The sequence below is a fragment of the Ochrobactrum sp. XJ1 genome (genome assembly GCF_024701725.1).
Taxonomy (GTDB): Bacteria; Pseudomonadota; Alphaproteobacteria; order Rhizobiales; family Rhizobiaceae; genus Brucella; species Brucella anthropi.
The window spans coordinates 161,947-184,551 of sequence record NZ_VDGD01000008.1 but is presented as its reverse complement, the minus strand read 5'-3'; the positions used below and the strand labels follow the sequence as shown (position 1 = coordinate 184,551).

Sequence of the window (22,605 nt, the reverse complement as noted above, 5' to 3'; positions counted from 1 at the left end):
AATAAATGACGAGATGGCATACAGCTGTCAAGCGCAATATCGGCAAATTTCCGTTGCCTGTGGATCGATTTTACCCTAATCGGTTTAATTATCGCTCATATTGTTTACTAAACATATGATTCATATCAGGATGCAAAATCGAACGTTTGCCGTTGAAAAGATGGGGCCTGTTAATTCTTGATCTGAGACCAAAACCGGCAACATATTGAATCTGGTGCCAATTGCGGATTTGAAGTTCCCGAGAGCAGATGCCATACAAATGGCAGATATTCTCGTTCCCGGAGCCTATGTCCTTAACCGAATTCCTATAATCGTGCGGAGCATATGAAAAAGAAAAAGTCTTTTACGATCAGAGACATCGCAGAGACTGCCGGCGTTTCTCCGGCTACGGTTTCGCTTGTGCTCAACGGTAAGGGCGAAATTTCGGGCGAAACGCGTGCACGTGTCCTCGAAGCCGTTTCCAGACTGAACTATGTTCCACGCGCGTCAAAAACTGCGCCAAGCACCGGGGAGACGATCCGCTTTCTCAAGATTGCCAAGCATGGCGAGACGGTCAACCGCGATCACAGTGTTTTTGTCTCGGATTATATTGACGGCATGTCCTCGGAAGCGACGCGCCGAAACTATACGCTGGAAGTGGTAAGTTTCGACGGGCAGCCGATAAGTGCAGTAGCGGAATCGCTTGCCGGTGCGCCAGTGCGCGGTGTGATCGCGCTTGGGACCGAGCTTTCGGCGGCAGACATCCACATGATACAGGGGCTCGGCCTGCCCACAGTCTTCATCGATACCTTTTATGAGGTCATTGAAGCCAATTTCGTCGACATGAACAATGAGGACGCCGTCTTCAAGGTTCTGTCGCGCTTCAAGCAGCTTGGTTTTTCGCGGATCGGTTTTGTCGCCAGTCATACGGAAACGACAAACTTCCGTCTTCGTCGCGATGCGTTTTTCAAGAATATGCAGCGTCTGGACCTGAAGGTTCAGGAGCGCGATATCCTTTCGGTTGAATCGACCTATGAAGGCGCCCATCGCGATACTTGTGCGATGCTGCATTCAGGACTCGATCTGGCCGAGTGCTATTTCTGCACGAACGATATCATCGCCTATGGCTTCATCCGCGCACTGAGGGGCAAGGGTCTTCGTATTCCTGACGATGTTTCGGTGATTGGCTTCGATAATCTGCCGCAAAGTGCAACCATGGAGCCGGGTCTCACAACGGTTGACGTATCCAAACGGAAAATCGGAAATCTCGCAGTTACCGTTCTCGACGACCTGATCAATACAGCGGAACCGCAACCGCCGGTAAAGATACTGGTTGGGGCAAACCTGATCCTGCGGGCGAGTGAGACTGCACTTACCCCGAAAGCCGCTAGAAGCCGTGAATTTGGCTAGCGTAAGGAAATGTGCCCGATAGAGCTGGAAAATCATATTATGAAACCGGTGAGTAGCTGGTAAGCAATCCGGGTCCGACAGACCAACTTCAGAAAGACAAAAAATTGTCCAGAAACCCTCCTCGCAATCAGGCCGGTTTTGCAACACGTGCGATCCATGTCGGTCAGGAACCTGACCCTTTGACCGGAGCCGTGATCCCTCCGATCTATCATGCGACGACCTACGTGCAGGATGGCATAGGAGCGAGCAAGGGGTACGACTATACCCGCAGCGGCAATCCGACCAGAAACGGTCTTGAACGCTGTCTTGCCGATCTCGAGGGCGCGGCAGCAGCTTTCGTTTTCCCGAGCGGGCTTGCCGCGGCCGCAACATTGCTGGAGGCGCTTCCGGCCGGTTCGTCGATATTGGCCCATAACGATCTCTACGGTGGTGTCTACCGACTGCTGGCCGATGTCAGACCAGTCACGGCGGCGCACAATGTGAATTTCGTGGATTTTTCCGACGAAGCTGCACTGCGCCAGGCTGTCCTCGACCATATGCCAGCTCTGCTTTGGTTTGAGACCCCGTCCAATCCAACGCTTCGCATTGTCGATCTGTCACTTGTTGCTGAACTTGGCAAACAGGCTGGTGCAATTACGGTTTGTGACAGCACCTTCTCATCGCCGGCAGGCCAGCGTCCTATCGATCATGGAATTCATGTGGTTGTACATTCGGCAACGAAGATGCTGAACGGGCATTCGGATCTTTTGGGGGGCGTGGTCGCGGTATCTGCAAACGCACCCGCCAAGCTTGCCGAACGGGTTGGTTATCTGCAGAACGCCCTGGGCTCGGTCATGTCACCGACAGATTGCGCTCTTCTGCACCGTTCGCTGAAAACCCTGGAAATCCGCAGCATAAGGCAATCGGAAACGGCACTGAAGCTGGCGACCAGTCTCGAACAAAGAGCTGAAGAACTGGGACTGACCAAGGTTGTATATCCTGGCCTTGCCAGCCATCCGCAGCATAAACTGGCCGCTGAACAAATGGTCAACTTCGGCTGCGTCATTTCTATCGAGGTTGCAGGCGACCTGACACGCGTCGAACGTATTCTGACTTCGACCCGTTATTTCCACTTTGCAGTCAGCCTCGGAAGCGTGGAAAGTCTCATTCAGCATCCATATTCCCTGACCCACGCGGTTGTGCCTGAAGACCAGAAAAACCACCTGGGAATTGGCGCTCAGCTCATTCGCATCTCGATCGGCCTGGAAGATCCGGAAGATCTGGAAACCGATCTGGTGCAGGCACTCTCAAGCAACCGGTGATCGGCCCCATCTTGAACTTTTGCAACTGAGCCACCGTGCCGGGTGGCTCACACGCTTTTCGATCGCAAGGAAAATTCCCGCCTTATTTGAGATACAACAAATCCGGTTTGTGACTGTCACTCTAGAATGGCTCGAATGATGATGCGGCTGTCATCATCATGCTTCGAAGCCTGACAGCCACGGAACAATCAGATGTCGGCAGAACCTGTCTCACTATCCCCCGTAATTGATGTTCGCACCATACCGCCCATTTCGCGACATGCGACGATCTTCTCGATGATCGATTCGCTTGAACCCGGCGAAGCGCTGGAAATCATCAATGATCACGATCCGGTGCCACTGCGCCACCAGCTTGAAACCCGCAATCCGGGTGCATTCTCGTGGGTCTACAAGGAAACCGGTCCATTGTGGCGGGTCGAAATCGGTCGCCGAAAAGGCCATCATGGTGCTGACCATGAGTGCACCTGCGGCAATCACTGAAGTCTTGTAGGCACAACGTCCAGGACGAACTGAGATGATCGGCGCGACGCTTTCCCGTTGGACCCTATCCTACTTTACCGCTTCGCTGGCTTTCCTTGTCTTTGGACTTGCCTTGATGGCAGGCGGTTTCGGCTTTCCGGGTCATGGAATTCGCGCTGCGGAAACACTGATAGTTGTGCACGCCATCGCTATTGGATGGCTTGCACTGCTCATGAGCGGCGCACTCCTGCAATTTGTGCCGGTTCTCGTGAACAAATCCCTGTGGGGAAGCCGGGCAAGCCTCCCGGCTTTGCTTCTGCTCGTGACAGGCTTGTCCGGCCTGCTCATTGGTTTTGCGGGCATGGCTGGGCTGACGGAGAGCCCGGCATGGTTGCTTCCGGTCTCTGGCATCCTGTTGACCTGCGGATTTTCCACCATTTTCGCCATACTGGGCATGACGCTCTGGCTCGCTCGCCCAATCGCCTTGCCCGCGCGGTTTGTTGCGGCAGGCATCTGCTGCCTTATGACAACAGCTCTGCTTGGCAGTGTTTTCACCTTCGCGCTCTCCGGCTTTACGGAGCAAGCCGTTCTGCTCGATATTGCGGGAGCGGCATTGCCGGTTCACGCAGCGCTTGGTCTCGGTGGCTGGATGACTTTCACAGCTATGGGTGTAAGTTACAGACTACTGACAATGTTCATGTTGTCCCCTGATGCTGCGCGGCAAACAACCAGAATTATCTGGTGGGAAGGCGCTGCTGCCCTGACCATCCTCGCTGTCGGAATTGTCGTTGTCGCCTTGGAAAGGGGATCGGTCGAAATTGCCGTCACGGCGGCTCTCATTCCCGGAATCGCCTGCATTGCGCTCTATATCGTCGATATTCAGACGATCTACCGGCAGCGCAAGCGCAAGACGATAGAATTGAACAGTGCCGCCAGTATTCCAGCCTTCATCGCGCTAGGGCTCTCGCTTCTTCTGGCAATTGCCCTGTTCTGGACAGGCACTACCGATGCGATGATTGCAGCCCTCGTCTATCTGTTCGCCTTCGGTTGGCTGACCGGCCTCAGCCTTGCCCAGCTATACAAGATCGTGCCGTTCCTGACCTGGCTCGAATGTTATGGTCCTGTCATGGGCAGGGCACCGACGCCGCGTGTGCAGGATATGGTCAGCGAGCGCCGCACACGTCAGTGGTTCTCTCTTTATTATACTGGCGTTGCCGTCGCGACGCTGGCTTTGATTGCCGAATATCCAACCGTGTTTCGTTTGGCCATTACGTTGAATCTCATGGCGATCCTTGCATTGATCGTGCACTTCTTCCGCGCCCGGCGGCTTCTCGATGTACCGCACGGCCTACGCCTGCCAAAAGGGGCAACCCTGCCACATCTCATCTATGCCGGTGAACCAATTCTCAGGAGATCGAAATGACACTCTCAGTTCAGGACATCACGCATCATGTGCTGGACGTGCGCCCTCTGATCAAGGGCGGCGTGGAACCGTTCAATGCCATCATGGAAGCAGTTGACGGTCTTTTGCCGGGACAAAGCCTCCTGCTGATCGCCCCGTTCAAACCGGCACCGCTTTTCAGTGTCATGGAGCGAAAAGGCTTTTCCGCAAAAGCGGAGCCGCTGGAGGATGGCGACTGGCAAGTCCTGTTCAGTCCGGCGATGGACGCCGCGCCTGAACTGCGGTTCTCGGACAATGTCGGTTCACCGGATGTCTGGCCTGAACCATCACGCTATCTCGATTGTTCGGACATGCAGCCGCCGGAACCAATGGTGCGCATTCTTGCGGAAGTGGAAGAGATGCCTGCAGGCGCGGTTCTGTTCGCCCTGCTGCACCGCGAACCTTTATTCCTCTTTCCCGAACTCGAAAACCGTGGTCACGAATGGGTCGGCAATTTCGATGAGACCGGCACCGCCTATCGTATAATGATCCGTGTTGGAGATGCGAGGTAGTCGTCATGCAACACACGGTACATGACCAGCTGGAGAGGCAGATCATCGAACATCTGCGTCTGGTGCTCGATCCCGAACTTGGGTTCAACCTCGTTGACCTTGGCATGATCTACAGTATCGACATTGGTGATGGCGGAACTGTCGATATCAGTATGACGACGACAACGCCCGGTTGCCCGGCTGCGGGTTATCTGACTGATGCCGTTCGTGCGAGCGCCGAATCTGTCGAAGGGGTTCATGCAGTCAATGTCGAACTGACCTACGAGCCGGAGTGGATTCCGGAGATGGCGATGCCTGAAGTACAAGCGCGATTTGGAGATTAATCTCCCGACGCATATCCGCATCATCGAAACCAGCGAACAGAGCCAATCTGTTCGCTGGTTTCACTTTTGGCCAAACCCCTTCGGCTGAGCCTTTGTTCCAGCGCAAATAAAGCGGGACAGACATCAATAAGCTAGCTTAAGTTATTGATATTAAACGCCTAATATTACCCAATTTTTTGTGTCACCTTGATCGCAGTCAAGGAACATCGAAGTGCCTCTTCCTATAGTCGGCATGACAGAGCAGGAAATGCTCGGTCCTATCGTAAAGGAGAGTATCGATGGCCGAACAGATGCAAATCAGTCGCCGCACCATATTGGCAGGAGCCGCCCTGGCTGGGGCGCTTGCGCCGGTTCTGGCAACCACATCCGCCTGGGGACAAGGCGCGGTGCGGAAGGCAACTGCGGCAGAAATAGCAGCACTTCCACGCCAGAAGGTGGAGCTTGTGGACCCTCCCTTCGTGCATGCCCATAGTCAGGTTGCAGAAGGCGGACCCAAGGTGGTCGAATTCACCATGGTGATCGAGGAAAAGAAGATCGTCATCGATGATGCGGGAACCGAAGTTCACGCCATGGCATTCAACGGCACCGTACCAGGACCGCTGATGGTCGTGCATCAGGACGATTATCTCGAACTGACACTCATCAACCCTGAAACCAACACGCTGATGCACAATATCGATTTCCATGCGGCAACCGGTGCATTGGGCGGCGGCGGGCTGACCGAAATCAATCCGGGAGAAAAGACCATCCTGCGCTTCAAGGCGACCAAGCCCGGCGTCTTCGTCTACCACTGCGCACCTCCCGGAATGGTTCCCTGGCATGTCGTATCGGGCATGAATGGTGCGATCATGGTGCTGCCGCGCGAGGGTCTGCATGACGGCAAAGGCAAAGCACTGACCTACGACAAGATTTATTATGTCGGCGAACAGGATTTCTATGTACCGCGCGACGAGAACGGCAAATACAAGAAATACGAGGCGCCCGGCGACGCTTATGAAGACACCGTCAAGGTCATGCGCACTCTCACTCCGACCCATGTGGTGTTCAACGGCGCTGTGGGCGCACTGACTGGCGACAAGGCCATGACGGCGGCGGTTGGCGAGAAAGTCCTGATCGTCCACTCGCAGGCCAACCGCGATACGAGACCACATCTGATCGGGGGGCATGGGGATTATGTCTGGGCGACCGGCAAGTTCAATACGCCGCCCGACGTCGATCAGGAAACCTGGTTCATTCCGGGTGGTGCCGCCGGAGCAGCCTTCTACACGTTCCAGCAGCCCGGCATCTACGCCTATGTGAACCACAATCTGATCGAGGCTTTTGAACTCGGCGCTGCCGCCCACTTCAAGGTCACGGGTGAATGGAACGACGATCTGATGACGTCGGTTCTCGCACCATCTGGCACGTAAAGCGAATGTATGAAGGCGCTTCGCCTCCCAGAGCGCCTTTGGCAAACCTGGAGCGGCTCCAGTCAAAACGGAATCGGAACCGCTCTCTCCCTCTGCACGCATTATCCACGCGAAACCGCTTCGCACATTCGCTGGAAATGCTCTGACCATGCTTTAGGATGAAAGGCTCGGGGCTGCATCCATCTGCCTCCCGGACGGATGCGGTCCCCTGATATCCGATGAACGAAGGCAAAGGAAAAAAGTGCCTGCGCGAGCTTGCCGTGGCCGTTCCGGCGGTTCTGCTGGCGGTCATCGCGGGATTGATCGTCGTTGATGTCGTTGGACGTCCAGACCGCGCAATGCCGCGCGCGTCGGCCGTTGGTCCGGAAATGATCGTTATCGCTCCTCGTACCATGACGTATCGGGCCGATGGCGACTTTCAGAAGAACAATTACCCCGTTGACGCCCCATTGACGACCCGCAAGCTGCAGCGGGCATTCGAGATCATGAAGTATCAGGTCAGCACATCTGACTATGAGCGCTGCGTCGCCGACGGCGACTGCCAGTCCGCCGAGGCCCTGCCGCACAATCACGATGCATCCGATGCAGAGGGTCCGATCGTTGGCGTCAGCTATGATGATGCGCAAAATTATGCCGACTGGCTTTCACGCAAAACCGGCGAAATCTGGCATCTGCCGACAGACGAGCAATGGGCATTCGCTGCCGGCTCGCGCTTTCCCGACGACGCCCTTGGCATCGAGGACGATGCTGCGGCCAATCCGGCAATCCGCTGGCTGAGAGACTATGAAAAGCAAAGCGCTCGCAAGCTGGACAGGAGCCCGACCAGACGCCCCGCCGGCGCTTTCGGTATCAACGAGCTGGGCGTAGCCGATATCGCAGGCAATGTGTGGGAATGGACGCAGACCTGCCACCGCCGCGTCAATATCGATGCCTACGGCAAGCAGGTCGCGGAAGTGCCATCGTGCGGCGTTTATGTCGTCAATGGCAAGCACCGCGCTGCAATGAGTTCGTTCATTCGCAACCCGAAAACCGGAGGATGCAGTGTCGGCGTTCCACCCGACAATCTCGGTTTCCGGCTGGTCCGAGACAACCGCTGGTATGCTGTGGTATGGAAGCGCATCCAGAACATCGGCGCATGAGGGATTAATTGTGAATGCCCGATCCCCGGCTCCGAAAACAATTCCAAGCCCGCCTTGCTGTGCTAAGGTAGATACAGGGTCTTGGAGTGTGAGAAACGCAATGTCCTTGATAGATCGCGGACTAGTCAGGAAACTGTCCTTGTTCGCCAAAATGAGTGATGGCGAACTCGATAAGCTTGTTTCGTATGCAACTACAAAGCGCGTTCCTCCGGGAGAGGCGATTTTCGAGCAAGGCGACGATGCCGTTCTTTTCTACCTCCTCCTGCACGGGCGGTTGAAGGTCAATCAGATCACCCCGGACGGACAGCAGATCATCGTCCGCATGGTGCATCCGGGGGACCTTTTCGGCTTTGCCCGAGCCTTGCAGAGAAGCGATTATCCCGGCACAGCGATTGCCGTGGCGGAAAGCATCGTACTGGCCTGGCCAACCGAGCTTTGGGATTATTTTGTCGAGCAGAATCCCGGTCTGGCAATGAATGCGATCCAGACAATCGGCAAAAGGCTGGAAGAAGCCCACACGCGTATCCGTGAGATGTCGACGGAAGAAGTGGAACGGCGTGTCGCGCACACCGTTCTGCGCCTCGCCCGTCAGGCTGGCCGGAAAGAAGATGACGGCATCCGGATCGATTTTCCAATCACCAAACAGGATATCGCCGAGATGACCGGAACGACACTGCATACAGTGTCACGCATTCTCACGGGCTGGGAAGCGCAAGGATTTGTTCGGGGCGGCCGCCAGAAACTGACCGTACTCAATATGTCAGGTGTGAGACGGCTTGCCGACGGCGAACGGTAGAACAGCCGGAAACACGGTATGCCGAACGAAAGACGCCCGGCATATCGCCTTCGCCTCATCCAAAAACTTCCCGCTCCTCGGATTTCGCTGCCAGCAGCGCCTCTATCATCAGCTTTTCTGACAGGATGTGGCGGCGCACGCTCTCCATAAAGCCACGCACCATGTATGAAATGGTGTCGGAAGCGAGACGGCAACGACCGTCTGCAACTGCCATCAATGTCTGTGACAATTCTTCGGCGGCCAGCCGGTCACAACGATGTTCCGCCTTCAGGCGTTCAATGACGGCGTTGGCGAAATGGGAATGAGCCTGCCGACTGAAATCTGGAAACAGAACTTCTTCTTCAAGCGCATGGGTTTCACCAACAAGACGCGGAATGAGCGTTGATATCCGCCGGTACTCCTGCACAGAGGTGCCGGTCTCGAGATCCTCAGCGATTTCCTCCAACCGCAGACACAGTTCCAGCAGATCATGATGGTGGGCCTCGAGGCGGCTGATATCGGTCGCGTGCAAGACTGACGGCGCGTCCATAATTCTTCCCTCTACCTACTGACCAAGGAAAAGAACGGCTGCAATCACGATGGAAGCCGCAACGGCGGAGAGCGTGCCCGCGCCCTGTAAAGCTCCCATACGATAAAGAACCAGTGAAAAGCCGATGATCGCCGGTGTTGCGACCATGAGCCCGATCTGTGCATCCGTCATTGAAATTTCCTTTTCTATGGCGAGGATACAATGTCGTCGTCAGTGCATTTCTTCTTTGCCAAAACGCAAAGAAGGCCTGAACTGCGGGCGCTAGGCATGTTCCATGTCTGGAACCGAAGATTTGGCCATAACTGCAATCAACGCGGAGGATCGCGCGGAAGATGATCTTCTGCTCTGGATCCTCGTGTGGAGCGAACTCGTTGCCTTCGCAATCCTGCTGATTGCGTTCATGGTGATGTCGGCCATCAATGTGGAAGGCGTTGCGCAGTTGCGCGCGCATCTCAGCCCCGGCCTCGCTGCAGCCAACACCGTTGTGCTGCTGATGAGCGGCTGGCAGGCGGCAATTGCCGTGCGCAGACGTCACAATGCTAGTCAGGCTCGCCGTCCGCTTTTATATGCCGCCCTTTTCGGCCTCGTTTTTGTAGCAATCAAGCTCGTCGAATATTCGCATGAAATCCAGTTTGCTGGTGATGAAGCAACTGGTTCGTTCTTCGAGCTTTATTTTCTCCTGACCGGTTTTCACCTCATGCATGTGCTGTTCGGATCGATCATTCTGGCGCTGGTCGCATGGCGACCATCTGCTTCCAATGTTCTGCTGATCACGACGCTCTGGCACGCGATTGATCTCGTCTGGCTGGTGATGTTTCCTGTCCTTTATCTTGCCTGAGGCCCGCAGTGTCCGATCGTGACTATTCATCCCTGACCCGTACATTCGTCGTTCTGATCATTCTCGCTTTGAGCGGTGCATTTATCGCAGGCACCAGCGCCGGGGTGCTCGCAGCCATCGTCATTGTACTGATCCTCGCTTTTGCCAAAGGCTGGTTCGTCATCCTCGATTTCATGGAAATGCGCGGAACCGACGGCATACTGAAGCCTGCCTTGCTGGCTTGGCCCGCCGTTCTGCTCACACTGGCACTGGTGCGTTCTGTCGCAGTGCGCTTCCTCCTCTGAGCAGCACGCTATCTCTTTGTTTTTACGTATTATCCGACGCAAAGCCGCTTCGCACTTTTGGCTCGGAAATGCTCCAGTCTTTGCCAAATCGCAAAGAAGGCTTTCCTCCGACCGATAGAACAGTCCTGTCCCGTGATGCTGGCGAGGGGATTGACCAGCCGCACTATCGACGGGGGATTTGATGCCGAGGCTCCGCCTTCGGCCAATGAAAGGACGAAGGGGATGGCAGAACGCCTAACCAAGACCGGCGCACGAAACGTCTTCTACGGCGGGTCTATTTTCTTTTTCGCGATCTTCGTGGGGCTGACGGCGCACAGCCATTACTACATGAAAACCACCTCCACGGATGAATCGACGCTGACCGATGCGGTCGCGCGCGGCAAGCACATCTGGGAGAAAAACTCCTGCATCAATTGCCACACACTGCTTGGCGAAGGCGCATATTTTGCACCCGAGCTTGGCAATGTCTGGAAGCGCTGGGGTGGCGAAGAAGACCCGGAAGGCGCACGCGAGACGATGAAAGCCTGGATGCAGGCGCAGCCCACGGGGATAGAAGGGCGTCGCCAGATGCCCCAGTTCAACCTGAGCGAACAGGAACTCAACGATCTGGCTGATTTCCTCGAATGGACCAGTCGCATCAAGACGCAGAACTGGCCGCCCAACGAGGCAGGCTGAGCGCGGGATGAACGGAGTTTTATGATATGAAATATGAAAGCCAAAAGGTCGCGATGCTCTATTTTTATGGAGCGCTCGTGCTGTTCATCGCGCAGGTCGCATTCGGTGTTCTCGCCGGTACGATCTATGTTCTGCCCAATACGCTGTCAGAGCTGTTGCCCTTCAACATCGTTCGCATGATCCACACCAATGCACTGGTCGTCTGGCTGCTGATGGGCTTCATGGGTTCGACCTATTATCTTCTGCCGGAAGAAACGGAAACCGAGCTTTACAGCACCAAACTCGCCGTCATCCAGTTCTGGCTGTTCTTCGTGGCGGCCGGTGTCGCCGTTGTCGGCTATCTGTTCCATATTCACGAGGGGCGTGAATTTCTCGAACAGCCATTCATCATCAAGGTCGGCATCGTCGTCGTCTGCCTGATCTTCCTGTTCAATATCACGTTGACGGCGCTCAAGGGCCGCAAGACGACCGTGACCAACATCCTTCTGTTCGGTCTGTGGGGCCTTGCCCTGTTCTTCCTGTTCGCCTTCTACAATCCGATCAATCTCGCGCTCGACAAGCTCTACTGGTGGTATGTGATCCATTTGTGGGTTGAAGGCGTGTGGGAACTCATCATGGCGTCGATCCTCGCCTTCCTGATGATCAAGCTGAACGGCATCGACCGCGAAGTCGTCGAAAAATGGCTCTATGTCATCGTCGGTCTGGCGCTGTTCTCCGGCATTCTCGGAACAGGTCACCACTATTACTGGATCGGTGCACCGGGCTACTGGCAGTGGATCGGTTCGCTGTTCTCGACACTGGAAGTCGCTCCGTTCTTCACCATGGTCATCTTCACCTTCGTGATGACATGGAAGGCCGGTCGCAAACATCCAAACCGTGCAGCCCTTCTCTGGTCCATCGGTTGCTCGGTGATGGCCTTCTTCGGTGCGGGCGTATGGGGCTTCCTGCACACGCTGTCGTCGGTCAACTATTACACCCACGGCACGCAGCTTACCGCCGCCCACGGACACCTCGCCTTCTTCGGTGCCTATGTCATGCTCAATCTCGCAGTCATGGCCTATGCGATCCCGGAACTGCGCGGACGGGCGCCATACAATCAGATGCTCTCCATGGTGAGCTTCTGGGCCATGTGCACGGCCATGTCCGTGATGACCTTTGCACTGACCTTCGCAGGTGTTGTCCAGACCCACCTGCAGCGTGTTCTGGGTGAAAGCTTCATGGTCGTGCAGGACCAGCTGGCGCTGTTCTACTGGATCCGTCTCGGCTCAGGCGTCGTCGTGGTGATCTCGGCCTTCATGTTCATCTGGGCCGTCTTGGTTCCGGGCAAGGAACGCCGCGAAAATACCTCCGGCTTCGTACAACCCGCTGAATGATCGACACCAAGCCCCGCCATCAGGCGGGGCTTCATTGCCTGATACAAAGGAAAACGGCCATGAACCCCATTCTCAGAAATGTAGAAAATGCCAATGTCTCGATCCCACCATACAGCCCGTCCGGCAATGAATGCACGCTCTTCGAAATGGCCTGGACGCGCAAGCTGCCACTGCTTCTCAAAGGACCGACCGGCTGCGGCAAGACGCGGTTTGTAAGCCATATGGCCGCAAAACTCGGCCTGCCGCTTTCTACGGTTTCCTGCCATGACGATCTGGCGGCTGCTGATCTGACCGGGCGCTATCTGCTGAAAGGTGGCGATACAATATGGGTCGACGGTCCGCTGACCCGCGCAGTGCGCGAAGGCGGTATCTGCTATCTCGATGAGATTGTCGAGGCGCGCAAGGATGTGGCCGTGGTTCTGCACCCACTGACTGACGACCGCCGTCTTCTTCCATTGGAACGTACCGGCGAGTTGCTTGAAGCACCGGACCGCTTCATGCTCGTCGTATCTTATAATCCGGGTTACCAGAACCTGTTGAAATCACTGAAGCCAAGCACGCGCCAGCGCTTCGTCGCCATTGAATTCGACTTCCTGCCCAAGGAACAGGAAATCGCGGTAGTGAGCGAAGAGAGCGGCCTCGCGGCTCAAAAGGTTGCGCCACTGGTGGCGTTGGCTCACCGGCTGCGCGGGCTGAAAGGCCATGATCTGGAAGAAGGCGTTTCAACCCGTCTGCTGGTCTACTGCGCCACGCTGATCGACGCCGGCATGTCGCAACGCGAAGCGGCGCGTGCCGCGATGATCGAGCCGCTGACCGATGAGCCTGACGTGAAAGCCGCTTTGATTGAAGTTGCCGATGCAATGCTGAAATAGGCGGGCATATCATGCTGGATTTTCTGGAACTGGAGGAAACCGTTGGCCGGGCCTGGCACCGCCTGATCGGCAAGACCGGATCGTGGCCGCATTATCCCCAGCACGCCGTGCAGCTTGGCGATATTCGCCAGAAGCTCGCCATCTGCTTTCGTGGTTTTGGTGGCGATGTTGCCGTACAGATTGCCCCGGCCCGTGCGCGAACCTCAGGGCACAGGCTGGGCTTGCGGCAGCGCATGGCTCTGGGCGAAGAGAAACTTAGTCAGCCGTTGCGGGATGAAGCGACATTGATGCTGCCGCCCGAAATTGCGCTCTTTCCAGATCGAACGCTCAATTACGATCTCTATGTCTGGCTCACGGGCTATATGGCGGTTATGCCGACTGAAGTGGGCGAGCTTCCGCATGACCCATTGCGCCGTAATCTTGCAGCGCTTGCAGTGGCATCGGATACGGTTGCGAAGACTTGCCGGATATTTCCGGGCCTACAGAAGCGTTATGCGCGATTGTGCGAAGCGGTGTTGGCTGTGCGCCCCAAACGTCCGCTCTATGGTCTGGAGCAACAAGTAGAGGAGCGCATTCTGGCGCTTCTGAAACAAGGCGCAGGACTGCCGGACGACAGTCTCCCTACGATCTTTCCGCATTGCGCACCCGCGAGCTATCTGCCCGCCCTGCCCGTCCCGCTCTGGCCGGAGTTGATCAGACGCGAAGAGACCGCGCCGCGCGATAACGATGACCAGCCAGTGCTGAACAGCAAGGCGGACGGTGTCGAAACCGGACGGCAGATTGCCAACCGCGAGAAGCAGAATCCGAGGCTGGCCGACAGAAGCCCGTTCATTCTCAATCGCTTTGAGAAAATCCTTGCCATGGCGGAGATGGTGAGCGTCGACAGGCCAACGGACGATAGCGACGAGCAGAATGCAAAATCTGCAGACGAGCTTGACGATCTTACATTGGGCGAACGCAAGGGCAGACCTGCGGCCCGTTTCCGTTTCGATCTCGATCTGCCGCCAGAAGCGGTCGATCGAACGGCTCTCGCCGCCAAACTGACCTATCCGGAATGGGATTACCGCAAGGCAACCTATCTTCCCGACCATTGCAGTGTTCTGGCAGCACCAGCGCAGGACCGTGAAGAAGCGCTGGAACTGGATGATGAAGCGCAAAGCCTTGTGCGCCGGGTTCGCCGCCAGTTCGAGATCCTGCGGCCAGGCCGCGAATTGATGCGTGCGCAGCTCGATGGCAACGATCTCGATCTTGATGCCGTGGTCCGTTCACGATGCGATTTTGCCGCCGGAGGACAGGGCAGCGACCACGTGCACCTGATGAGCCGCCCCAAGGCAAACGACCTTGCCGTCACCATTCTGGTCGATGTGTCGCTGTCCACCGATGCGTGGATCGATAATCGGCGTGTGCTGGATGTGGAAAAGGAGGCGCTTCTGGTTCTGGCCAATGGCATTGCTGCCTGTGGCGACCGCTGTTCCATCCAGACCTTTACCTCGCGCCGTCGTTCATGGGTGCGGGTCGAAACGGTAAAGGACTTCGACGAAACTTTCGGTTCTGCCGTAGAACACCGGATTGCGGCGCTGAAGCCCGGTTTCTACACGCGCATGGGAGCCGCCATCCGTCACGCAACAGCAAAGCTTGCCGAACAGCCCAACAGAAAGAAGCTTCTGCTGGTCCTGACGGACGGCAAACCGAACGATGTTGACCATTATGAAGGCCGGTTCGCACTCGAAGACAGTCGCAGGGCCGTTGCTGAAGCACGCACAACAGGCGTCAACGTCTTTGCCGTGACCGTTGATCGGGAGGCGAATGCATACCTTCCCACGCTTTTCGGCCGTAGAAACTACGCTCTTGTCGCCAAACTATCGAAACTGCCTGTCGCTCTACCGGCGATCTATCGAATGATGACCGGATGAGTAATCGTCACGGACAGCATTTCAAGTCAGTGAACAGGGCATGTAACTTGCCGGTGTCTTTGACACCTTGAGTACCGAAGCAGGCCAACCCGCCGCCAGTGATCAATGGCGACGGGTCCGAGAAGCGATTTGAATAAAGTCGCCTACAGGCTGTTCACCAGACGGTGCGAGACATTTTTCACGACCGTATAATGATGCAGTCCTTCGGCGCCGCCTTCGCGGCCAAGTCCGCTGTCTTTGATACCGCCGAACGGCGTCTCGGCAACAGAAGCCTCAAGCGTGTTGATGGAGACGTTTCCAGCTTCCAGTCCCGTCATCAAACGGTCCACATTTTCCGCTGAGTTTGCGAAACCATATGCCGCCAGACCAAACGGCAGCGAATTCGCCTTTTCAATAGCCGCCTCAAGAGAGGCAACCGGATTGATCAGCGCCAGCGGACCAAATGGCTCCTCCGACATCGCGCGGGCATCGTCCGGCAGTTCAGCCAGAGCCGTTGGCGGGAAGAAATAGCCATTGTTCTTCAGGCGACGACCACCGAAAAGCAGTTTCGCACCTTTCGCTTCTGCATCGCTGACCAACTCTTCCAGCGCCATGACGCGGCGATCATTGGCAACCGGGCCCATCTGGACCCCCTCATCCATGCCGTTACCCACACGGATCGATTGCGCTGTTTCGATGAAAGCCGCAGTGAAACGTTCATAATGGCTTTCATGAACGAAGAAGCGCGTCGGCGAGGTGCATACCTGACCCGAGTTGCGGTATTTGCGGCGCGCCGAGGCAATACCCGCAACGACCGGATCGGCATCCTCGCAAACGATGACGGGAGCGTGGCCGCCAAGTTCCATCAGCGCCGGTTTCATGTGGCGCGCAGCGATTTCGGTCAGGTGTTTGCCGACGGCAGTCGATCCGGTGAACGCAATCGCCCGGATTTCGGGGCGCGGAATAAGAAACTGCGAAATATCGGCAGGAACGCCGAAGACCAGATTCAGCACACCGGCTGGCAGGCCTGCATCCTCGAATGCACGCGCAATATGTGTCACCGCCGTCGGTGTTTCCTCGGAAGCTTTCAGGATAATGGAGCAACCGGCAGCCAGAGCACCCGCAATCTTGCGTGCTGGCTGGCTCATCGGGAAATTCCACGGCGCAAACGCTGCGACCGGACCGATTGGCTCGTGCACGACGATATAGCGAATGCCGGGCGCGCTCGGAATGACGCGGCCATAGAAACGAATGCACTCGCCAGCATCCCATTCGAAGAATTCACAGCCGCGAATAACCTCAAGCCGGGCTTCGCTGATCGGTTTCCCGTTTTCCAGCGTAATCGCGCGTGCGATCTCTTCCTGCCGCTCGCGCATGAGCGCCGAGGCTTTCATGATGATCGCAGCACGGGCCGCAGGCGCAGTGTTGCGCCAGACCTGATAACCGTCCCACGCCGCCTGAAGTGCCGCCTCCAGATCCTCGCGTTCCGCGACCGCAACCTGCCCGATTTCAGTCTCGTCTGCGGGATTGATGATGGGAAGCGTATTGGCGGTCTTGCGCCATTCACCACCTATGAAAAGCTGCACGTCGGATTTTTGCATCAGAAAGCCTCTGCAATCTAAAAATTCGGGCCACGCCCAGATCATCGTTACGGTCAGAATGGGATGTTTTAATTCATGCGACAATTCATCTTAAAACCATATATCCATGAGGATAACCGCATGAATTAGTATAAAACTGGCAAGTTTTGCCCGCGCGAAACCGCCAGCCGCGCTTCGCTACGCGACCGTACAATTTCTTTTCGAAAGCCGATCAGAGCACCGACCTGATCGAATCAGATCGGTGCTCCAAATGTTTGCTTTGAACCACGCATCTTTTCCGAAACCCGTTTCACACTTTTCGGAATACGCTCTAACACTACAGTTGCAAATTCATCAGGCCGTGGCGAAAAGAGTGATTTTCGAGTACCGGAGCGGAGCGTACTTAAAGGTACGTGAGCACCGGAACGCAGATAAAGCGCTCTTTGCAGCCCGGCATCACGAAGAATGCAACTATAGTGCTAACCGATGTTGCGAATACCGGCGAGCAGAGCCCGCGACATCTCGGTTTCGGACGAGCACCAGTCCATCAGAATATCGTAATGGTTCCGGTTTGCGACCTCGATGGTTTTCGCCTCTCCGCCTGCTGCAGCCCAGCCTTCGGCATAAGCGCGCGACTGACGCTTGAAGCCGTCAGCCTCATGCTCTGCCCATGCCACGGCAATCGGACAACCACGCACGGGAATGTGGCGGATCGGGCTGAGCTGATCGACATCGGCGGGCCCGAGATTCAGCCATTCCTGCGGAAAGGTTGCCGCCAGTGGTGCAAGCTCAAAAAGCCCGCTGACCGGCATGGCAAACTTCACAACATCCGACGGCAAACCGAAATCGTCCTGCCAGCCTTCTGCAACAAGCGCACCAGCAAGATGACCACCTGCCGAACTCCCCCCAACCGCTATCCGGTCCGGATCGAGGCCGTACTCCCCACCGTGACGCCAGACGAAGGCCAGAGCTGCGCGCACCTCCCGCGTAATTTCCGCAAGGGAGACTTCCGGCGCCAGACGATAATCGACGACAACGGTCGCAATACCTTCGGCCGCGAGCATCCCCGCCATCATGGCAGAATCTTCCTTTGACAGCGCGCGCCAGTAACCGCCGTGAACAAACACGAAGACCGGACACGGTCCACTCTGGGAAGGCGGGCCGAAAATATCGATCCGCTGTCCGCTTTCTTCATCATAGACGACATCGAAATGCCGGCCCCAATCGGCCCGGGGCGCGATGCTTGCCTCGCGATAGCGCACCATTTCGGCGGCGAAGGCTTCCGGCGAAACGGTGGCCTTGGCATTGTAATCGCGATCAAGGCGGGCAGGCTCGAAGCCTGCTTCTTCAGTGAGTTTTATCATGCGTTGAACACGCTGATGACGTTGGCCACATTCGCAGGCTGTTCAAGCGTCGGAAAATGGGTCGTACCGGGGAGCTTCTTGGGCTGGAACCACGGATTACGAGCCGCAAAATCCACCTGTGCCTGCGTATATTCCGGCTCGAATGGCTGCGAGTAAATATGGGTGATGGGACGGTTTTCGGCCATGGCCGCCATCCGCTGCATGGGGCTGCCCCATTTGCGATAGGCTTTGCCGATCTCCCGCCCCGAGCGGGCCCACATTTCATAGGAATAGCCCGCCATCTCGTTGTTCACGTGATTGACGATATCAGCGTTCTTCGTGTCGCCGATCCAGTAATCGAAGAAGCCTGCCCGACCATTCTCCCAGACCTGCCGGTCCTGAATACCGTCGATCAGTTCGAAGAAGGTTTCGTTCGGCTGGTTCATGATCCAGTCAATAACAACCGATTTCGGCACGCGGCTTGATCCCAGCCGGTCGGTGACTTCGATATTGGCCCAGCCGCCATGGGAAGTCGAAACGGGAAGAAAGGTCTCAAGCTCCAGCGCGTCGGCGAAAGCAACAAGATCGTCGGCTTGCTGGTTGATGTCGAAGTCGCCGTCATGGTCGCGATGGTCGCCGTGACCGCGCCAGTCGAAGCGGATGACGCGATGATCTTTCGCCAGTTCCGGTACCAGTGTCTTGAACAGGCGGTGATCCTGGCACCATCCGGAAAGCAGCACGATGGCCGGGCCGCTTCCGGTTTCATCCCAGGAAAATATATTGTTGCCAATTTTCATCGAGTTCATGGAAATCTCCATCATCCGGCGTTTCAGGCTGCGCCTGTTGGAATATGCAAAGCGGTCTTCATGCGTTCGGCACCAAGCGGAGCGCATTTCCCGGTAATTTTCAGCACTTGCGAGCGCACGTCGTCGGGCCAGTAATTCATGTCGCCCAGTCGCTCCGCAGTATCCTGCGTATGTTCGGTCAGCGGGCGTTCGCGCGCCTCCCAGGCAGCCAGCGCTTCGCTCACATCCGCATGTTCGTCCAGCGCAACCGCCAGCCCGAGCGCATTCATCAGAGCACAACCACCACCTTGTCCGAGATAAGGCGGCATCGCATGAGCGCCATCACCGAGGATTGCCACCCGGCCCTTGCTCCATGATTTCAGCTTCAGGACTTCGAATGCGTCCCACCGCCCCGCATCACCGAAACGAGCGATCAAAGATGCAAGATGCGGGAAACTTTCGGTCCAGAGCGCGGTATCGACCGGTGTGCGATAGGCCGCCTCGTCTTCAACCGATGCGCAGAGTGCGATATAGAGATCGGTCTCGCTGGCGGGCGTATAAAGAATACGGCGCGAGCCGGAGAAATGCTCGATATAGCGCGGCAGATCTTCAACGGGAGCGTCTGCGCTATCACGCTTTATCATCATACGCACGGCACCGTAGCCAAGCGGTTTGCGGTACATCATGAGGTCGAGCGAATCCCTGACCTTGGAATTGATGCCATCCGCCCCGATGACCAGATCGGCGGCAAGGCGCTTACCATCGGCCAACAGCAATTCACCTTCCGGTGTTGCCCCGACAGCTTCCGCGCCGGTGACGACTTCAACGCCCGCGCGACGCGCAGCATTGAGCAATGCCGTCAGCAATGTCTCACGCAGGATCGTTATAAGGCGCGCTGGTCCGTTGCCATTGATTGGAATCTCTTCCATCGTTTCGTTGCGGTGATCGCGCGTATGAAACTCCGGCCCTTCATGAGCGCCGATCACGGCCTCGTCGTAAGCGCCAAGGGCCTTGAGCACATGCAGGCCATTGCTCCAGATATAAATCCCGGCGCCGAATGTGCGCAGATTGGGCGAGCGCTCGTGCACCCTTACGCTCCATCCGCGTTGGGCGAGCGCTGTGGCAGAAGCCAGCCCCGCAATGCCTGCGCCAGCGATCTCCGCGTGACGTTTCGTCATTCCAATTCTCCTCAACCCATTTCGAAGAGAGATTTCCAAGTCCTGCCGACAAAGGAAAGTGAATTCTGACCGCGACAGATATGAGGAAATAGAATATCTGTGAGCAGACATATCCTTGAGGAGGCGATATGGCATTGCTCACCAATCATCTGACGATCCGGTATATCCGCATCATCGATGCGATCGAGGAGGAGCGCAGCATTGCGCGCGCTGCCGATCGGTTGAACGTTACCCAATCCGCCGTCACCAAGGCATTGCAGGAAATCGAAGCCCTGACCGGATTGCGGCTTTTCACGCGCACCAACAGGGGCGTTGTCCCGACCCATGCGGGCATGCAGCTGACCACAGATGCAAGACGTCTTCTGGCTCATCTGATGGTGGCCGAACAAAATCTTGCCGATCTGCGCGATGGGACAGGCGGACGGCTGGCCATCGGAACCCTGCTTTCTGCATCTGCCGATCTGCTTCCCAGAGCCATCGCCAAAGTCCGGCGCGACAATCGCCGCATCGTGGTCAAGGTCGTGACGGGAACGGATGATGTCCTGATGCCAGCATTGCGGGCGGGAGAACTCGACATGGTGATAGGTCGCCTTTCCGAGCGGCATGAACCGGTCAATCTCGTGCAGGAGGTCCTGATTCCGGATAATGCCGTCGTCGTCGTGCGCCGCGACCATCCATTGACGCTGCGCCCCGCACTTCGCCTTCATGATCTGATCGAGTGGGACTGGATCTTGCCACCGAAGGAAACCAATCTCCGCCTCCAGATTGATCGCACATTCCGCGAGGAAGGCGTTCCGCCGCCTGCACAGTCCGTCGAATCCGTCTCACCGCTCATCAATAGGGGCTTGCTCTTGCAGGCGGATTATATTTGCGTCATGCCCGCGCAGGTGGCGCGGATTGAAGAAGCGTCGGGACAGCTCGCCATCCTGCCGGTCCAGCTTGGCGCGACTTCCGGCTTTCTGGGGATCACCACCCTTCCTGAGAGCAACCGTTCCGCCACGGCCGACCTGTTCATTCAGGTGCTTCGGGAAATTGCCCGGACAGGTTGAAGACAGGTTAAAGACAGGCTCCCTCCGATCCTCGATACACCCTTCTGATATTCCTGAGCCTCATAGCAGTGCGAAGAGTGTTCAGTTTACGGACTTCAAGTTTCAGCATGAAATGACCGGCAAGACCTCCTGTCCGAAACAGCGTTTTCAAGCGCGGGACAGAGAAAAGGTCGTGAAGGGCAATCAAGAGAGGAACTTTCATGCTCAAGCTTTCACTGCTTGGTGCTTCGGCACTCTGTCTATCTCTGGCCGGAACTGTCGCGGCTTTCGCCAAGGAACCCGTCACCATCGGCATGATCACAACCTTGTCCGGCCCTGCCGGTTATCTTGGGCAGGACATTCGGGACGGTTTCCAGCTCGCAATCGATCAGAATGGCGGTGAACTGGGAGGCAAGCCGGTCGCGCTCAAGGTCGAGGATGACGGCCTCAAGCCGGGCAATGCCAAGCAGATTGCCGAAGCCATGTTGTCCGAACAGGGCGTAAAACTCTTTACCGGCATGGTCTTCGCCAATGTCGCCGGTGCGGCTCTGCCAGATATTCTCGACGAAGGCGGCATCTATATCAGCCCCAACACCGCCTCTGCCGAATTTGCAGGCAAGGAATGCCACCCGAACTATTTCGTCAGCTCCTGGCAGGATGACAGCCAGGGAGAAAGCGCTGGCGCGCTGGCGCAATCAATGGATTATCCTTCGGCATTCCTGATCGCGCCGAATTATCAGGCCGGGCGCGAGACGATGGATGCGTTCAAGCGCTTCTACAAGGGCAAGATCGTCGGCGAAGTCTATACCCAGATGGACCAGACCGACTTTGCCGCTGAAATCGCACAGATACGCGCTGCAAAGCCAGCGATGGTCTATGAATTCGAGCCGGGCGGCATGGGCATTGCATTTCTGCAGCAATATCAGCAGTCAGGTCTGCTGAAAGAAATCCCGATGGTCGTTCATCCGGCATCGCTCGATCAGGTGATCGTCAATGTTGTCGGAAAGGCAGCAGACGGCGTACGGGTGACCAGCCACTGGAACGACGATTTCGACAATCCGGAAAACAAGAAATTCGTTGCCGCCTGGAAAGCGAAATTCGGGGATCGCCCGATCACCTATTATGCCGCACAAGGCTATGATGCCGCGCTGATGATGGGTGCTGGACTTGCTGGCGTCTCGGGTGACGAGATCGATGCCAAGACATTCCGCAAGGCATTGCTTTCCGCGCAAATTCCTTCCGTGCGCGGAGAATTCAAACTCGGACCGAACCAGCATCCCGTTCAGGATTGGTATGCGCTGGGTGTAGCCGAAGGCGCCAACGGCAAGCCTTATCTGAAGACTGAGAAGAAAGTCCTGACCGCGCATGGCGATATCTATGCCGCACAATGCAAGATGGATGCGGAATAAGGCTTCCGAATAGAAAAAGCCCCGCTACTGCGGGGCTTTTCGTTAAGCAA

At 56.5% G+C, this 22,605-nt stretch carries 23 protein-coding genes; 17 read left to right on the top strand and 6 right to left on the bottom strand.

The window, feature by feature from the left end:
* The first annotated feature begins 324 nt into the window (after nucleotides 1-324).
* The 9 genes from FG152_RS16080 (at nucleotide 325) to FG152_RS16040 (ending at nucleotide 8,769) form a co-directional block, all read left to right on the top strand.
* Nucleotides 325-1,389, top strand: a complete 1,065-nt coding sequence (locus FG152_RS16080; RefSeq protein ID WP_010660620.1) for a LacI family DNA-binding transcriptional regulator — start codon at nucleotides 325-327, stop codon at nucleotides 1,387-1,389.
* Between the two features lie 104 nt (nucleotides 1,390-1,493).
* Complete coding sequence (locus FG152_RS16075; RefSeq protein WP_010660619.1) at nucleotides 1,494-2,690, top strand: trans-sulfuration enzyme family protein; 1,197 nt, start codon at nucleotides 1,494-1,496, stop codon at nucleotides 2,688-2,690.
* 192 nt (nucleotides 2,691-2,882) lie between these two features.
* On the top strand, nucleotides 2,883-3,170 hold the full coding sequence (locus FG152_RS16070; RefSeq protein ID WP_010660618.1) for a DUF2249 domain-containing protein: 288 nt from the start codon (nucleotides 2,883-2,885) through the stop codon (nucleotides 3,168-3,170).
* 34 nt (nucleotides 3,171-3,204) lie between these two features.
* Nucleotides 3,205-4,572 carry a hypothetical protein gene (locus FG152_RS16065; RefSeq protein WP_010660617.1) on the top strand — a complete coding sequence of 456 codons (1,368 nt, stop codon included), beginning with the start codon at nucleotides 3,205-3,207 and terminating at the stop codon, nucleotides 4,570-4,572.
* A complete protein-coding gene (locus FG152_RS16060; RefSeq protein WP_010660616.1) occupies nucleotides 4,569-5,102 on the top strand; it encodes a DUF2249 domain-containing protein in 534 nt (177 codons plus the stop codon). The genes FG152_RS16065 and FG152_RS16060 overlap by 4 nt, the downstream gene beginning before the upstream one ends.
* Nucleotides 5,103-5,107: 5 nt before the next feature.
* The gene (locus FG152_RS16055) at nucleotides 5,108-5,425 is read left to right on the top strand and encodes a metal-sulfur cluster assembly factor (RefSeq protein ID WP_010660615.1); all 318 of its coding nucleotides are present in this window, start codon (nucleotides 5,108-5,110) and stop codon (nucleotides 5,423-5,425) included.
* A 278-nt stretch (nucleotides 5,426-5,703) separates the two neighbouring features.
* A complete protein-coding gene (nirK, locus tag FG152_RS16050; protein WP_010660614.1) occupies nucleotides 5,704-6,834 on the top strand; it encodes a copper-containing nitrite reductase in 1,131 nt (376 codons plus the stop codon).
* A gap of 218 nt (nucleotides 6,835-7,052) precedes the next feature.
* Nucleotides 7,053-7,973: an SUMF1/EgtB/PvdO family nonheme iron enzyme gene (locus tag FG152_RS16045; RefSeq protein WP_010660613.1), complete on the top strand. Its 921-nt coding sequence runs from the start codon at nucleotides 7,053-7,055 to the stop codon at nucleotides 7,971-7,973.
* Between the two features lie 100 nt (nucleotides 7,974-8,073).
* Nucleotides 8,074-8,769 carry a Crp/Fnr family transcriptional regulator gene (locus FG152_RS16040; RefSeq protein ID WP_010660612.1) on the top strand — a complete coding sequence of 232 codons (696 nt, stop codon included), beginning with the start codon at nucleotides 8,074-8,076 and terminating at the stop codon, nucleotides 8,767-8,769.
* Nucleotides 8,770-8,824: 55 nt separating this feature from the next.
* On the opposite strand, the gene FG152_RS16035 is transcribed toward FG152_RS16040, so the two are convergent.
* Both FG152_RS16035 and FG152_RS16030 read right to left on the bottom strand, forming a co-directional pair.
* Nucleotides 8,825-9,298 carry a hemerythrin domain-containing protein gene (locus tag FG152_RS16035; RefSeq protein WP_010660611.1) on the bottom strand — a complete coding sequence of 158 codons (474 nt, stop codon included), beginning with the start codon at nucleotides 9,296-9,298 and terminating at the stop codon, nucleotides 8,825-8,827.
* A 15-nt stretch (nucleotides 9,299-9,313) separates the two neighbouring features.
* Nucleotides 9,314-9,469 (bottom strand): hypothetical protein, encoded by a 156-nt coding sequence (locus FG152_RS16030; RefSeq protein ID WP_010660610.1) that lies wholly within the window; start codon nucleotides 9,467-9,469, stop codon nucleotides 9,314-9,316.
* Between the two features lie 103 nt (nucleotides 9,470-9,572).
* Between FG152_RS16030 and FG152_RS16025 the strand changes: the two genes are divergently transcribed.
* The 6 genes from FG152_RS16025 (at nucleotide 9,573) to FG152_RS16000 (ending at nucleotide 15,253) form a co-directional block, all read left to right on the top strand.
* The gene (locus tag FG152_RS16025; RefSeq protein WP_010660609.1) at nucleotides 9,573-10,136 is read left to right on the top strand and encodes a cytochrome c oxidase subunit 3 family protein; all 564 of its coding nucleotides are present in this window, start codon (nucleotides 9,573-9,575) and stop codon (nucleotides 10,134-10,136) included.
* An 8-nt stretch (nucleotides 10,137-10,144) separates the two neighbouring features.
* Entirely contained in the window at nucleotides 10,145-10,420 is a 276-nt protein-coding gene (locus FG152_RS16020) for a cytochrome C oxidase subunit IV family protein (RefSeq protein WP_010660608.1), read from the top strand.
* Nucleotides 10,421-10,642: 222 nt separating this feature from the next.
* Nucleotides 10,643-11,095, top strand: a complete 453-nt coding sequence (locus FG152_RS16015; protein ID WP_010660607.1) for a c-type cytochrome — start codon at nucleotides 10,643-10,645, stop codon at nucleotides 11,093-11,095.
* A 26-nt stretch (nucleotides 11,096-11,121) separates the two neighbouring features.
* Nucleotides 11,122-12,468 (top strand): nitric-oxide reductase large subunit, encoded by a 1,347-nt coding sequence (locus FG152_RS16010; protein ID WP_010660606.1) that lies wholly within the window; start codon nucleotides 11,122-11,124, stop codon nucleotides 12,466-12,468.
* A 59-nt stretch (nucleotides 12,469-12,527) separates the two neighbouring features.
* Nucleotides 12,528-13,340: a CbbQ/NirQ/NorQ/GpvN family protein gene (locus FG152_RS16005; RefSeq protein ID WP_010660605.1), complete on the top strand. Its 813-nt coding sequence runs from the start codon at nucleotides 12,528-12,530 to the stop codon at nucleotides 13,338-13,340.
* 11 nt (nucleotides 13,341-13,351) lie between these two features.
* The gene (locus FG152_RS16000) at nucleotides 13,352-15,253 is read left to right on the top strand and encodes a nitric oxide reductase activation protein NorD (protein ID WP_010660604.1); all 1,902 of its coding nucleotides are present in this window, start codon (nucleotides 13,352-13,354) and stop codon (nucleotides 15,251-15,253) included.
* Between the two features lie 143 nt (nucleotides 15,254-15,396).
* On the opposite strand, the gene FG152_RS15995 is transcribed toward FG152_RS16000, so the two are convergent.
* From FG152_RS15995 to FG152_RS15980, 4 genes are all read right to left on the bottom strand, one after another.
* Nucleotides 15,397-16,833, bottom strand: a complete 1,437-nt coding sequence (locus FG152_RS15995; protein WP_010660603.1) for an NAD-dependent succinate-semialdehyde dehydrogenase — start codon at nucleotides 16,831-16,833, stop codon at nucleotides 15,397-15,399.
* Between the two features lie 458 nt (nucleotides 16,834-17,291).
* A complete protein-coding gene (locus FG152_RS15990; protein WP_010660602.1) occupies nucleotides 17,292-18,176 on the bottom strand; it encodes an alpha/beta hydrolase in 885 nt (294 codons plus the stop codon).
* The gene (locus FG152_RS15985) at nucleotides 18,173-18,961 is read right to left on the bottom strand and encodes an alpha/beta hydrolase (RefSeq protein WP_029376167.1); all 789 of its coding nucleotides are present in this window, start codon (nucleotides 18,959-18,961) and stop codon (nucleotides 18,173-18,175) included. Before FG152_RS15985 ends, FG152_RS15990 begins: the two co-directional genes overlap by 4 nt.
* A 23-nt stretch (nucleotides 18,962-18,984) precedes the next feature.
* A complete protein-coding gene (locus tag FG152_RS15980; RefSeq protein ID WP_010660600.1) occupies nucleotides 18,985-20,118 on the bottom strand; it encodes an FAD-dependent oxidoreductase in 1,134 nt (377 codons plus the stop codon).
* 128 nt (nucleotides 20,119-20,246) lie between these two features.
* Between FG152_RS15980 and FG152_RS15975 the strand changes: the two genes are divergently transcribed.
* Both FG152_RS15975 and FG152_RS15970 read left to right on the top strand, forming a co-directional pair.
* Nucleotides 20,247-21,167, top strand: coding sequence for a LysR substrate-binding domain-containing protein (locus FG152_RS15975; RefSeq protein ID WP_010660599.1), 921 nt, complete (start codon nucleotides 20,247-20,249; stop codon nucleotides 21,165-21,167).
* 200 nt (nucleotides 21,168-21,367) lie between these two features.
* Complete coding sequence (locus FG152_RS15970) at nucleotides 21,368-22,555, top strand: ABC transporter substrate-binding protein (RefSeq protein WP_010660597.1); 1,188 nt, start codon at nucleotides 21,368-21,370, stop codon at nucleotides 22,553-22,555.
* Nucleotides 22,556-22,605: the final 50 nt, after the last annotated feature.